Below are 13,143 nucleotides of genomic sequence, written 5' to 3'. Positions count from 1 at the left end.
AAAGCGCGCAATGAACCGGCAGCGGCCTGAGCGCCGCCTGCCGCAACCCCGCTGCGCAGCGCGCCAGCATTCTCCCCCTCGCCTCAGCGTGCTTTCACACCGTAAAATACGCCACCAGCACACCGGAAACGGGGCGGCGCCACCCAGGACGCCGTCTCCTGTCGTGTCGCTTGCGCCGCGCGCGCCGCTCACCCGGCTCGTTGCGCGCACAACAAGAATGGGGGAAGACACACGATGGGCTACTTTCAATGGTTCACGGAGCTGAACGCGCGTGAGCGGCGCACGCTTTACGCGGGCTTCGGCGGCTATGCCGTCGACGCGTTCGACTTCATGATTTACTCGTTCCTGATCCCGACGCTCATCGCCACCTGGGGCATGACCAAGAGCGAGGCCGGGATGATCGCCACGAGCTCGCTGATCTCCTCGGCGGTGGGCGGCTGGCTCGCGGGCATCCTCGCCGACCGCTACGGCCGCGTGCGCGTGCTCCAGTGGACCATCGCCACTTTCGCCCTTTTCACCTGCCTCTCCGGCTTCACGCATTCGTTCTGGCAACTGCTCGCCACGCGCACGCTGCAAGGCATCGGCTTTGGCGGCGAATGGACGGTCGTCACGATGATGATGGCCGAAACGATCCGCTCCCCGCAGCATCGCGCGAAGGCCGTGGGCACCGTGCAGAGCAGCTGGTCGTTCGGCTGGGGCGCGGCCGCCATTCTCTACTGGGCCTTTTTCGCGCTGCTGCCCGAGGAATACGCGTGGCGCGCGTGCTTCTGGATCGGCATCCTGCCCGCGCTCTGGATTCTCTATGTGCGCCGCAACGTGAGCGACCCCGAGGTGTTCGTCGCCACCCGCCGCGCGCGCGAAAGCGGCGCGGTGCAAGGCAGCTTCCTGCAAATCTTCGCGCCCGCGCATCTGACCACCACGGTGCTCGGCAGCGTGCTGTGCACGGGCATGCTCGGCGGCTATTACGCGATCACCACCTGGCTGCCCACTTACCTCAAGACGGTGCGCCACCTCTCGGTGTTCAACACGAGCGGCTATCTGATCGTGCTGATCGTCGGCTCGTTCACGGGCTATATCGTCGGCGCGATCCTCTGCGACAAGATCGGGCGGCGCGCTTCGTTCATCCTGTTCGCCATCGGCTCGTTCGTGCTCGGCATGGCCTACACGATGTTGCCCATCACCGACGCCGCCATGCTCCTGCTCGGCTTTCCGCTCGGCATCGTCGTGCAGGGCATCTTCGCGGGCGTGGGAGCGTATCTCTCCGAGCTCTATCCGAACGCGATTCGCGGCTCGGGCCAGGGCTTCTGCTACAACCTCGGGCGCGGTCTCGGCTCGTTCTTCCCGATTCTCGTGGGCACGTTCGCGCAAACCACCTCGCTCGTGAAAGCGATCGGCGCGGTGGCGGGCGCGGGCTACCTGCTCGTGATCGTCGCGGCGCTGTGCCTGCCCGAAACGAAGGGCAAGGTGCTCACCGAAGAAACGCCCACTGATGCGGCCGAGCGCCCGTCTGCTCGATCCACTGCACGATGAGCACGAACGTGCTGCAATACCCACCGTCCCTTCCTGTTGTCCTCCCGGCATGAAAACGATCGTCCTCGGCGCCGGTGTGATCGGCGTCGCCACTGCGTACTATCTGAGCGAACGAGGCTGCGACGTCACGGTCATCGAACGAGAACCGGGAGTCGCGCTCGGCACGAGCTTCGGCAACGCCGGCGTGATCGCGCCCGGCTACGTCACGCCGTGGGCCGCGCCTGGCATGCCCGCGAAGCTCATCAAGTACCTGCTCAAGCCCACCTCGCCGCTGATCTTCCGGCCCACGCTCGACACCGCGCAGTGGCGCTGGATCGCGCGCTGGCTGCGCGAATGCGATCTCGCGCGCTTTCGCGTGAACAAGCAACGCATGCAGCGCATCGCCTATTACAGCCGCGAATGCCTGCACGCGTTTCGCGCCACGCACGCGTTCGAGTACGGGCGCAGCCAGGGGTATCTCCAGCTCTTTCGCAGCGACTACGACCTCGAACTCGCGCAGCCGGCGCTCGGCGTGCTGCGCGACGCGGGCATCGCCTATCGCGAGCTCGATTCCGCCGCATGCGCGCAGGTCGAGCCGGGCCTCGCCTGGTCGCGCGTGAAGCCGGTGGCGGGCGTGTATCTGCCCGATGACGAAGCCGGCGACTGCGCGCGCTTCACGCGCGAACTGCGCGCCGTGTGCGAGGCGAAAGGCGTGACGTTCCTGTTCGATACCGAAGTGCTCGCGCTCGAAGCCGCGGGCGGCAAGGTGAGCGGCGTGCGCGTGCGCGCCGTGCCCGGCCGCCGCAAGGCGAACAACCGCAAGGACCGGCGCGAGCAGCGCCGCGCGCCGGCGGAAGTGCTGCGCCCGGCCGAGCGCAGCGAACCGGCCGACGCCACACCGCAAACGCTCGCCGCCGACGCCGTGGTGGTCGCGCTGGGCGTGGAGAGCGCGGCGCTCGTCGCGCCGCTCGGCGTGCGGGTGCCGCTGTATCCGGTGAAGGGCTATTCGGCCACGCTGCCCGTGGTCGACGAGCAGAAGGCCCCGCGCGCCGCGCTCATGGACGAGTCGCTCAAAACGGCGATCACGCGCTTCGGGCCTTACCTGCGCGTGGCGGGAACGGCGGAACTCGGCGACCATCGCTCGACGCTGCGCGAGCAGGCGCTGCAAACGCTCATGAAGGTGCTCGACGACTGGTTCCCGCACGCGGCGACGCCCTCTTCGGCGCAATTCTGGGTCGGACGCCGCCCCATGGTGCCGGACGGCGCGCCGCTGCTGGGCGGCTCCGGCGTGGACGGACTGTGGCTGAACGTCGGGCACGGCTCCACTGGCTGGGCGATGTCGATGGGCTCGGGCCGCGTGCTCGCGGACCTCGTCACGCAACACAAGCCGGAAATCGACCTCAACGGTTTGACGCTGGCACGCTACGAACGCTGAACGACGGCGAGGGACACTGAGAAGCGCGCCCCGGTGCCTCAACCGAGCGCGACGCTCGTCAAGGCTTCATAGCGCGCGCCCTGCTTCGCCAGCGTGCTCGAATACAGCACCAGCGACTCGAAGCGCAGCGGCGGCAACGCTTCACCGTCGGCCGTCGCTGGCGCGCCCACGGCGTCGCGCGCGAACCGCGCGAGCGTCACATGCGGACGGAACGCCCGTGCGTCGAGCGGCAAGCCCACATCGCCCATCAGCGAGCGCACGCGCCAGTCGAGCGCCGTGAACGCATCCGACATCGCCAGCACGGCCACCATCAGCCGCGGATGCGCGCGTCCCGGCCAGCTCTCGATATGCGTGACCTGCGAGGGCGGAATGCGCGGCGCGTGCTCGGCGAGCCGCCGCGACAGCGCGTCCCCCTGGTCGAATGACATCGCGCCGATGAACGCCACCGTCAGATGCAGTTGCGGGGACGGCACGCGCCGCGCGTTGGCCGGCACGGCGAGCGCGGCCAGCGCGTCGCGTGTCGCCGGATCTGGCGAGAGCGCGACGAAGCAGCGCCGCCATTGCTGCGTCTCTCGATCGGTCTCGCGGGCTTCGGACATGATCGGCAGGCCTCGATTGGTCGGGCAATCGCGACATGGTAATCCTGTCCCGTGCGCCGCGCGCCCATGCAAACCCGCAGCACGGACGTAAAAAAACCGGGTCACCCTTGCGGGTGCCCGGTTTCTGTCGTTTCGTCTCCTGCCGTCTCCCGTGCGTCCTGTCATGACGACGGACACACCGGATTTAGCGCGGCAGCTCCGAGCTGCCCATCAGGTACGCGTCGACGGAGCGTGCGCATTGACGGCCCTCACGTGTCGACCAGAGTTAGCGCTTTAGCGCTTACTCTGGTCCCAGATCCGGCCTTAACGCGGCAGCTCCGAGCTGCCCATCAGGTACGCGTCGACGGAGCGTGCGCACTGGCGGCCCTCACGGATCGCCCACACCACCAGCGACTGGCCACGGCGCATGTCGCCTGCCGTGAACACCTTGTCGACCGACGTGTAGTACGCCTTGTCGCCTTCGGTCGAGGCACGCACGTTGCCGCGCGCATCCTTCTCGACGCCGAACGCTTCGAGCACCGGCGAAACCGGTTGCGTGAAGCCCATGGCGAGCAGCACGAGGTCGGCCTTCATTTCGAATTCCGAACCCGGCACTTCGACCATCTTGCCGTCCTTCCACTCCACGCGCGCGGCGATGAGCTTCTCGACCTTGCCGTTCTTGCCTTCCAGACGCTTCGTGGCGACCGCCCAGTCACGCGAGCAGCCTTCTTCGTGCGACGACGACGTGCGCAGCTTGATCGGCCAGTACGGCCACACGAGCGGCTTGTTCTCTTCCTCGGGCGGCTGCGGCAGCAGTTCGAACTGCGTGACGCTCTTCGCGCCGTGGCGGTTCGAGGTGCCCACGCAGTCGGAGCCCGTATCGCCGCCGCCGATCACCACCACGTGCTTGCCCTTGGCGAGCAACTGGTTCGACAGCTTGTCGCCGGCGTTGACCTTGTTCTGCTGCGGCAGGAACTCCATGGCGTAGTAGATGCCTTCGAGCTCGCGGCCCGGCACCGGCAGGTCACGCGGCGTTTCCGAACCGCCTGCGATCACCACGGCGTCGAACTGTTCCTTCAGTTCTTCCGGCGAAATGGTTTCCTTCGCCGTGTTGCCGATGTACGCGGGCAGTTCACCCTTGCCAATGAACACGTTGGTGCGGAACGTCACGCCTTCGGCTTCCATCTGGCGCATGCGGCGGTCGATCAGCCACTTTTCCAGCTTGAAGTCGGGGATGCCGTAGCGCAGCAGGCCGCCCACGCGGTCGTTCTTCTCGAACACCGTCACGTCGTGACCGGCGCGCGCGAGTTGCTGCGCCGTGGCCAGACCCGCGGGGCCCGAACCGACGACGGCAACCTTCTTGCCCGTCTTGTGCTTCGCGACTTGCGGCGCGACCCAGCCTTCGGCCCAGGCCTTGTCGATGATCGCGTGCTCGATCGACTTGATGCCTACGGGATCGTTGTTGATGCCGAGCGTACACGCCGATTCGCAGGGCGCCGGGCAGATACGGCCCGTGAACTCGGGGAAGTTGTTGGTCGAGTGCAGGACTTCGATCGCGCTCTTCCAGTCCTGGCGGAACACGAGGTCGTTGAAGTCCGGAATGATGTTGTTGACCGGGCAGCCGTTGTTGCAGAACGGGATGCCACAGTCCATGCAGCGTGCGCCCTGGACCTTCGCGTCGGCGTCGGAGAGCGCCGCCACGAATTCCTTGTAGTGCTTCACGCGCGTGAGCGGTGCTTCGTACGCCTCATGCTGGCGCTCGAACTCGAGAAAACCGGTTGCCTTACCCATTTGGTTCTCGTCTATCTATCTATTCAGTGAGGGGGACCGCGCCCGCCGCCGCGTATCTAGTCGCGCGGCGGGCGCTTCGTCTTTAAGTCGTCAGTGCTGGAATCAGACGGGATTCAAGCGGCCAGCTCTTCCTGGTTCGCCTTCTTCGCGCCGATTTCGCCCAGTGCGCGCTTGTATTCCGTCGGGAACACCTTCACGAACTGGCGGCGTGCCGCGTCCCAGTTTTCCAGCAGCGCCTTCGCACGCGGCGAGCCGGTGAACTGGAAGTGACGCTCGACGAGTCCCTTGAGCAGCGCTTCGTCGGTCTGGCCTGCGTGCCACAGTGCGCGGTCCACGGTGCGCTCCTGTTCGGCTTGTTGCAGCACCGGATCGAGCGTAACCATCGACTTGTTGCACTTGCCGGCGAACGTGCCTTCCGGGTCGTACACGTAGGCGATACCGCCCGACATGCCCGCCGCGAAGTTACGGCCCGTTTCGCCGAGCACCACCACCGTGCCGCCCGTCATGTATTCGCAGCCGTGGTCGCCCGTGCCTTCGACGATCGCCGTCGCGCCCGAGTTACGCACCGCGAAGCGCTCGCCCGCCACGCCGCGCAGGAAGGCTTCGCCTTCGAGTGCGCCGTACATCACCGTGTTGCCGCAGATGATGTTTTCTTCGGACTTGCCGCGGAAGTCGTTGGTCGGACGGATGATGATGCGGCCGCCCGAGAGGCCCTTGCCCACGTAGTCGTTGCCGTCGCCAACCAGATCCAGCGTGATGCCGCGAGCGAGGAACGCGCCGAAGCTCTGACCTGCCGTGCCCTTCAACTGAATGTGGATCGAGTCTTCCGGCAGACCGTCGTGGCCGTACTTCTTCGCGACGACGCCCGAGAGCATCGCGCCGACCGTGCGGTTCACGTTGCGCACCGGCTGGATGAACGAGACGTGCTCACCCGTTTCGATCGCAGCCTTTGCCTTCTCGATCAGCGTGTGATCGAGCGCGCGCTCAAGACCGTGGTCTTGCGTACCCACGTGCTTGTGTGCGACTTCCTCGCCAACCGTCGGCTGGTAGAACACGCGCGAGAAGTCGAGACCCTTCGCCTTCCAGTGTTCCACGCCACGGCGCGTGTCGAGCAGATCCGCGCGGCCGATCAGATCGTCGAACTTGCGGATACCCAGTTGCGCCATGATTTCGCGCACTTCTTCAGCGATGAAGAAGAAGAAGTTGACGACGTGCTCGGGCTGGCCCGAGAACTTCGCGCGCAGCACCGGATCTTGCGTCGCAACGCCGACCGGGCAGGTGTTCAGGTGGCACTTGCGCATCATGATGCAGCCCTGCACGACGAGCGGTGCCGTCGCAAAGCCGAATTCGTCCGCGCCGAGCAGCGCGCCGATCACCACGTCGCGGCCCGTCTTCATCTGGCCGTCGGCCTGCACGCGGATACGGCCGCGCAACTGGTTCAGCACCAGCGTTTGCTGCGTTTCCGCGAGACCGAGTTCCCACGGCGTGCCAGCGTGCTTGAGCGACGAGAGCGGCGACGCGCCCGTGCCGCCGTCGTGACCGGCGATCACGACGTGGTCGGCCTTGGCCTTCGCCACACCGGCTGCCACCGTGCCCACGCCCACTTCCGACACCAGCTTCACCGAGATCGACGACACCGGGTTCACGTTCTTCAGATCGTGAATGAGCTGCGCCAGATCTTCGATCGAGTAGATGTCGTGGTGCGGCGGCGGCGAGATGAGGCCCACGCCCGGCACCGAGTAACGCAGCTTGCCGATGTACTCCGAAACCTTGTGGCCCGGCAGCTGACCGCCTTCGCCCGGCTTCGCGCCCTGCGCCATCTTGATCTGGATCTGGTCAGCCGACGACAGGTACTCCGCCGACACGCCGAAGCGGCCGGAAGCCACCTGCTTGATCTTCGAGCGCAGCGAGTCGCCATCCTTCAGGGGGATGTCCTTGACGACTTCTTCGCCGATGATCGAACGCATCGTGTCGCCGTTCTTGATCGGAATGCCGCGCAGCTCGTTGCGGTAGCGCTTCTCGTCTTCGCCGCCTTCACCCGTGTTCGACTTGCCGCCGATGCGGTTCATCGCGACGGCCAGCGTAGCGTGCGCTTCGGTCGAAATCGAGCCGAGCGACATCGCGCCAGTCGCAAAGCGCTTGACGATTTCCTTGGCCGGCTCGACGTCGTCGATCGAGATCGCGCGCGCCGGGTCGAGGCGGAATTCGAACAGACCACGGAACGTCATATGGCGCTTGGTCTGATCGTTGATCAGGTGCGCGTATTCCTTGTACGTCTGGTACGAGTTGCTGCGTGCCGAGTGCTGGAGCTTGGCGATCGCGTCCGGCGTCCACATGTGGTCTTCGCCGCGCACGCGGTACGCGTACTCGCCGCCCGCGTCGAGCATGTTGGCGAGAACCGGGTTGTCGCCGAATGCGTCGTGGTGCATGCGGATCGCTTCGTCCGCGACGTCGAACAGGCCGATGCCGCCGACCTTCGATGCCGTGCCCTTGAAGTACTTGGCGATGAGTTCGTCAGCGAGACCCACCGCTTCGAAAATCTGCGCGCCCGTGTACGACATGTACGTGGAGATGCCCATCTTCGACATCACCTTGAGCAGGCCCTTGCCCACTGCCTTGGTGAAGTTGTAGACGGCCTTCTCGCCCGACAGATCGCCCTTCAGGCCCTGCGCCATTTGCGCGAGCGTTTCCATCGCGAGGTACGGGTGCACGGCTTCCGCGCCGAAACCGGCGAGCAGCGCGAAGTGGTGCGTTTCACGCGCCGAACCCGTTTCCACGACGAGACCCGTGCTCGTGCGCAGACCGTGCTGCACGAGATGCGAGTGGATCGCCGAGGTGGCGAGCAGCGCCGGGATCGCGACGTTGTCGCGGTCCGCGCGGCGGTCCGACACGATCAGGATGTTGTAGCCCGACTTGACCGCATCGACGGCTTCCGCGCACAGCGACGCGAGACGCGCTTCGATGCCTTCCTTGCCCCAGGCCACCGGATAGCAGATGTTCAGCTCGTAGCTGCTGAACTTGCCGCCCGTGTACTGCTCGATCGCGCGGATCTTCGCGATGTCCTTGAAGTCGAGCACCGGCTGCGACACTTCGAGGCGCATCGGCGGGTTGATGTTGTTCGTGTCGAGCAGGTTCGGCTTCGGGCCGATGAACGAGACGAGCGACATCACCATGTTTTCACGGATCGGGTCGATCGGCGGGTTCGTGACCTGCGCGAACAGCTGCTTGAAGTAGTTGTAGAGCGTCTTGTTCTTGTTGGACATGACCGCCAGCGGCGAGTCGTTGCCCATCGAACCGACGGCCTCTTCACCCGACATCGCCATCGGCGCCATCAGGAACTTGAGGTCTTCCTGCGTATAGCCGAACGCCTGCTGACGGTCGAGCAGCGCGGCGGCTTCTGCGCGCGCGGTCGCGACGTCTTCCGCCTTCGGCTCGATCTCGTCGAGCTTGATGCGCACGGCGTCGATCCAGCTCTTGTACGGCTTGGCGTTGGCGAGGTTGTCCTTGAGTTCCTTGTCGTCGATGATGCGGCCGTGCTCCATGTCGATCAGGAACATCTTGCCCGGCTGGAGACGCCACTTCTTGACGATCTTCGACTCAGGGATAGGCAGCGTGCCGGCTTCCGACGCCATGATGACCAGATCGTCGTCCGTGACGATGTAGCGCGCCGGACGCAGACCGTTACGGTCGAGCGTAGCGCCAATCTGGCGGCCGTCGGTGAACGCGATCGCGGCGGGGCCGTCCCACGGCTCCATCATCGCAGCGTGGTATTCGTAGAACGCCTTGCGGTTCTCGTCCATCAGCGTGTGCTGTTCCCAGGCTTCCGGGATCATCATCATCATCGCGTGGACGAGCGGGTAGCCTGCCATCACCAGCAGTTCGAGACAGTTGTCGAACGAAGCGGTATCGGACTGGCCCGGGTAGATCAGCGGCCACAGCTTGGGCAGGTCGTCGCCGAGCACGTGCGAGGCGATCGCGCCGGTACGGGCGTTCAGCCAGTTCACGTTGCCCTTCACGGTGTTGATTTCACCGTTGTGGGCGATCATGCGGTACGGGTGAGCCAGTTCCCACGCCGGGAACGTGTTGGTCGAGAAGCGCTGGTGCACGAGCGCCAGAGCCGACACGACGCGCTCGTCTTGCAGGTCGCGGTAGTACACGCCGACCTGGCCCGCCAGCAGCAGACCCTTGTAGACGACCGTGCGCGCCGAGCACGACGGCACGAAGTATTCCTTGCCGTGCTTGAGCTTGAGCGCCTGGATGCGGTGGCTCGCGGTCTTGCGGATGATGTACAGCTTGCGCTCGAGCGCGTCCGTGACCATCACGTCCTTGCCGCGGCCAATGAAGATCTGGCGGATCAGCGGCTCGCTAGCCTTCACCGTGGGCGAGATCGGCATGGCGTGGTCGACCGGCACGTCGCGCCAGCCCAGCACGACCTGGCCTTCGGCGCGCACCGTGCGCTCGAGTTCCTGCTCGCATGCGAGACGCGACGCGTGTTCCTTCGGCAGGAAGATCATGCCGACGCCGTACTCGCCGAACGGCGGCAGCGTGACGCCCTGCTTGGCCATTTCTTCGCGATAGAACGCGTCCGGAATCTGGATCAGGATGCCCGCGCCGTCGCCCATCAGCGGATCGGCGCCCACGGCGCCCCGGTGGTCGAGGTTTTCGAGAATCTTCAGGCCTTGCTGAATGATTTCGTGGCTCTTCTTGCCCTTGATATGGGCGACGAAGCCGACGCCACAGGCGTCGTGTTCGTTTTGCGGGTCATAGAGACCTTGCGCTGCGGGCACCGCGGCGCGCTGCTGGTGATCAGTCATGGGGACACCGTCAGAGTGGGGGGCCGTTGCCGACCGTTGAATCCGTGTTCTTTGTTTCCCGCCGCTCGCGTGACCGCTGTACGGCGTTGCGCGGGGTGTTACGTGCTTCCCGCGTTATGCGCCCAGGAGAGCCGAAAGGCGAATATACGCGACGAATCAAGGGCATGCAAATAAAACGTGATGTTCGAACCCTAATTATCGTGTTGGTGCATTCGCACATTATTTTATTAGTGCCACATCATTTTCGGGCAAAAGAAAACGGCACCCGTAGATGCCGTTTATCTCGTAAACCCTTGACCCGAAAGACGATCAGTGCGTGCCGGTGCCGGGCTTGCGTTCATCGTGCCCCGAAGCCGGGCTGCCCTGGCCGCCGCCGCCGGAACCCTGTGAACCACCAGAATGGCCCGTTGTGGGATTCGGATTCACACCAGGTGTTGTAGCGGAACCACTCCCCTGATGGCTTTGATGACCGGCTCCATGGGTCGCGCCGGCGCCACCCGGATTGGCCGCAGGTTGAGACCCGGAATGGGGGGCGGATTGCCCCGTCCCGGAGCCGCCGACATGCCCGCCTGCCGGGTTCACCGCCGTGGCAGGCGTGGCAGCGGCGCTTGCGGTGGCCGCTGCACCGAGGGCGCCCGGAGCGGCCGCGGGCGTGCCCGGCGCCTCGCGCACCTTGCGCGGCCGCCCGCGCGGCAGCGGCGAGACGCGCCGGTTCGCGCTGCGCGACGCCCAGTCGCGATAGGTGTCGCTGCCGAGCACCCAGCCCTTGAGCGTGGCCTGCATGAGCTGCGTGGTTTCGCGCTCGTCGAGCGGCAGCTCGCACAGCTCCCGGTACGCGCGCTGACGCTCGAACGGCGTATTGCCGAGCGCCCAGTAGAGCGGGTGATCGGTGATGAGGCTGTCGACCGTGAGACCGATGTGATGGCGATAGCTCGACCATCGGTAGTCCTCGGGCGCCGTCACGAGGTGGCTGCGCACCGGCGCGAGCTCGACCACCCGGCTCGCGAGCAGGAAGAAGCGCTCACCCTCGATGACCGTTGCCCGGTAACGCCCCTCCCAGAGCGTGCCGCGCCGCGCATAGCGCCGGTTGAAATGCGCTACGTAGCGCCGGCCGACCGCCTGCATTGCCTTGGGAAGGCTGGATTCGTCGGAGGGCGTGACGAGCAGTTGCACCGCGCCGGGCATCAAAACCCACGCATGAACCGCCAGATGATGATCGCGCGCCGCGGCCTTCAGGCAGTCGATGAACAGTTCGTAGTCCTGGTCATCGACGAACGCGGGCTGCTGATCGAGTCCGCGCAGGATCACGTGCTGCGGCTGATCGGGAACATAAAGACGTGCAAGCCGTGCCATGCTCGATTTTCCTGGTTCCGTTGGTGAATACCCGCAGACCCGCCAGGCCGCTCCAGCGCTAGTTCTCGCCGGAATGCGGCTTAAGCGGAAAGCTCGCGGCGCTTAGTAAAAAAGCTCTAACGGTCGCGTATGGTTTGTTGCAAACGTTGTGTTCATAATGGGCGGGCCTTTCATGGAGGAGCATTAATATGAAATTAAAACAGGCGCTGGCAGGGGTAGCCGCGCTCGCCAGTTTCACGGCAGCACACGCACAGACAGCCAACACGTTCTACGTCACCACCGGCTGGTTCCGCTTCATGCCCCAGGACAGCAGCGACCCGCTCAAGATCATCAGTTCAGGTGGCACGCCGGTTAACATGGCCATTCCGAACACTGGCGCCAATATCAGTTCCGCAGACACCCTGGGGCTTTCCCTCGGCTACTACATCACCGACCACTTCGCTGCCGAAGCCGAACTGGGCATTCCGCCGAAGTTCGACCTTTCCGGCGGCGGCAGTTTCAGCACGTTCGGCAAGGTCGGCGAGGCGAAGCTCTGGAGCCCGGCCCTGTTGCTCAAGTACTACTTCAACAAGCCTGAAGCAAAATTCCGGCCCTACCTCGGCATCGGCTTCACCTACGCCTGGTTCACCGACGCGCACATCACGAACGCCGCCTTCGAACAAGGTGTACTTGGGGGTCCGACCAGTGTTTCGACGGATCGTTCCTGGGCCCCCGTGTTTAACCTGGGCTTCAACTACAACTTCACGAAGCACTGGTTCGCCGGCTTCTCGCTTTCGTACATCCCGATCAGCGTGATCGCCTCGTTCGACACCACGGTCAACAACCAGCTCAGCACGGTGCGTCGTTCGGAAGCCAAGATCCACCTGAACCCGCTCGTGACCTATCTGAAGGTCGGTTACAACTTCTAGGCCGCGCTGCGCGCCATTTCGCCCGCCCTTCGCCTCACCCCAGCGGTGTCCGGCGAAGAGCGGCGATCCCCCTCCCTGCCGTCCCCTCCAGTCTCACGCTTCACCAGATTTTCCCGACAATCGCATGGGCTTATCCTGATTCTATGCCTCTGCGAAAAAGCGTGCTGTCCCCGTAATCATTTGTTTTGTCACCGGACGGGGGAGCCCCATCCGGCGGGCGTTTGCGCCGTTCGCGCTGCGCGGTTTCAAAGCCCGGGCACTGGAATTGCGCAATACTCGCACTCCGGTCCTCGCCTTGACGCGCCCTTTTTCGCGCGCGCTGCGGCGAGCCTTTTACCTGTGCTTTTTCAACGACGGAGCCATACATGAGCGCCTTTCCGAACACGCGAGAAGCCCTCGGAGATTCCTGGACGCGCACGGGCCGCCGCGCGCGGCGCATTGCGCGTCGCGGCCGCAGCGCCGCCGCCGATATCGCCGACGAGTTGCGTGATCTGCTAGCCGAACTGGAAACCACGCTGGGCGAGGGAACCCAGGCCGATGCCACGGCATTGCGCGCCGACATCCGCAAACGCCTCGACGCCGCCCGTGAACGCCTCGAAGTGGCGCGGGCGAGCGCGCGCGAACACACCGACGCGGCCATCGCCGGCGCCGACGACTATGTGCATCGCAACCCGTGGCAAGCCGTGGCGATTGTCGGCGGCGTGGCGCTGGTAGCGGGCGCGCTGCTCGCGCGCTGCCGCTAGACGCAACCTCGC

General features: G+C 65.2%; 7 protein-coding genes and 1 pseudogene. 4 read left to right on the top strand and 4 right to left on the bottom strand.

From position 1 onward, the window contains the following. Nucleotides 1-234 precede the first annotated feature (234 nt). A complete protein-coding gene (locus C7401_RS29040; RefSeq protein WP_112174849.1) occupies nucleotides 235-1,530 on the top strand; it encodes an MFS transporter in 1,296 nt (431 codons plus the stop codon). 49 nt (nucleotides 1,531-1,579) lie between these two features. Continuing rightward, the gene (locus tag C7401_RS29035; RefSeq protein ID WP_112174848.1) at nucleotides 1,580-2,944 is read left to right on the top strand and encodes a D-amino acid dehydrogenase; all 1,365 of its coding nucleotides are present in this window, start codon (nucleotides 1,580-1,582) and stop codon (nucleotides 2,942-2,944) included. A 38-nt stretch (nucleotides 2,945-2,982) separates the two neighbouring features. Here C7401_RS29035 and thpR read toward each other — a convergent pair whose 3' ends face one another. The 4 genes and pseudogenes from thpR to C7401_RS29015 form a co-directional block, all read right to left on the bottom strand. Continuing rightward, the gene (gene thpR, locus C7401_RS29030; RefSeq protein WP_112174847.1) at nucleotides 2,983-3,543 is read right to left on the bottom strand and encodes an RNA 2',3'-cyclic phosphodiesterase; all 561 of its coding nucleotides are present in this window, start codon (nucleotides 3,541-3,543) and stop codon (nucleotides 2,983-2,985) included. Nucleotides 3,544-3,846: 303 nt separating this feature from the next. Then, the gene (locus tag C7401_RS29025; protein WP_112174846.1) at nucleotides 3,847-5,313 is read right to left on the bottom strand and encodes a glutamate synthase subunit beta; all 1,467 of its coding nucleotides are present in this window, start codon (nucleotides 5,311-5,313) and stop codon (nucleotides 3,847-3,849) included. A gap of 113 nt (nucleotides 5,314-5,426) precedes the next feature. Then, the gene (locus C7401_RS29020) at nucleotides 5,427-10,127 is read right to left on the bottom strand and encodes a glutamate synthase-related protein (RefSeq protein ID WP_112174845.1); all 4,701 of its coding nucleotides are present in this window, start codon (nucleotides 10,125-10,127) and stop codon (nucleotides 5,427-5,429) included. A 663-nt stretch (nucleotides 10,128-10,790) separates the two neighbouring features. After that, a pseudogene (locus C7401_RS29015) lies at nucleotides 10,791-11,480 on the bottom strand (transposase); the annotation flags it as partial. A 188-nt stretch (nucleotides 11,481-11,668) separates the two neighbouring features. On the opposite strand from C7401_RS29015, the gene C7401_RS29010 reads away from it, so the two are divergent. Both C7401_RS29010 and C7401_RS29005 read left to right on the top strand, forming a co-directional pair. Then, the gene (locus C7401_RS29010) at nucleotides 11,669-12,388 is read left to right on the top strand and encodes an OmpW/AlkL family protein (protein WP_112174844.1); all 720 of its coding nucleotides are present in this window, start codon (nucleotides 11,669-11,671) and stop codon (nucleotides 12,386-12,388) included. A 365-nt stretch (nucleotides 12,389-12,753) separates the two neighbouring features. Then, the gene (locus C7401_RS29005; RefSeq protein ID WP_112174843.1) at nucleotides 12,754-13,131 is read left to right on the top strand and encodes an ElaB/YgaM/YqjD family protein; all 378 of its coding nucleotides are present in this window, start codon (nucleotides 12,754-12,756) and stop codon (nucleotides 13,129-13,131) included. Nucleotides 13,132-13,143: the final 12 nt, after the last annotated feature.

The sequence above is a fragment of the Paraburkholderia unamae genome, assembly GCF_003268775.1.
In the GTDB taxonomy this organism is placed as follows: Bacteria; Pseudomonadota; Gammaproteobacteria; order Burkholderiales; family Burkholderiaceae; genus Paraburkholderia; species Paraburkholderia unamae.
Note: the sequence above shows the minus strand (reverse complement) of the source record. Positions and strands in the feature narration are given on the sequence as shown.

Excerpts from the sequence above, each read along its gene's own strand:
- C7401_RS29035 (WP_112174848.1), top strand. The coding sequence starts at position 1,580 with ATGAAAACGATCGTCCTCGGCGCCGGTGTGATCGGCGTCGCCACTGCG.
- thpR (WP_112174847.1), bottom strand. The coding sequence starts at position 3,543 with ATGTCCGAAGCCCGCGAGACCGATCGAGAGACGCAGCAATGGCGGCGC.
- C7401_RS29025 (WP_112174846.1), bottom strand. The coding sequence starts at position 5,313 with ATGGGTAAGGCAACCGGTTTTCTCGAGTTCGAGCGCCAGCATGAGGCG.
- C7401_RS29040 (WP_112174849.1), top strand. The coding sequence starts at position 235 with ATGGGCTACTTTCAATGGTTCACGGAGCTGAACGCGCGTGAGCGGCGC.
- C7401_RS29020 (WP_112174845.1), bottom strand. The coding sequence starts at position 10,127 with ATGACTGATCACCAGCAGCGCGCCGCGGTGCCCGCAGCGCAAGGTCTC.
- C7401_RS29010 (WP_112174844.1), top strand. The coding sequence starts at position 11,669 with ATGAAATTAAAACAGGCGCTGGCAGGGGTAGCCGCGCTCGCCAGTTTC.
- C7401_RS29005 (WP_112174843.1), top strand. The coding sequence starts at position 12,754 with ATGAGCGCCTTTCCGAACACGCGAGAAGCCCTCGGAGATTCCTGGACG.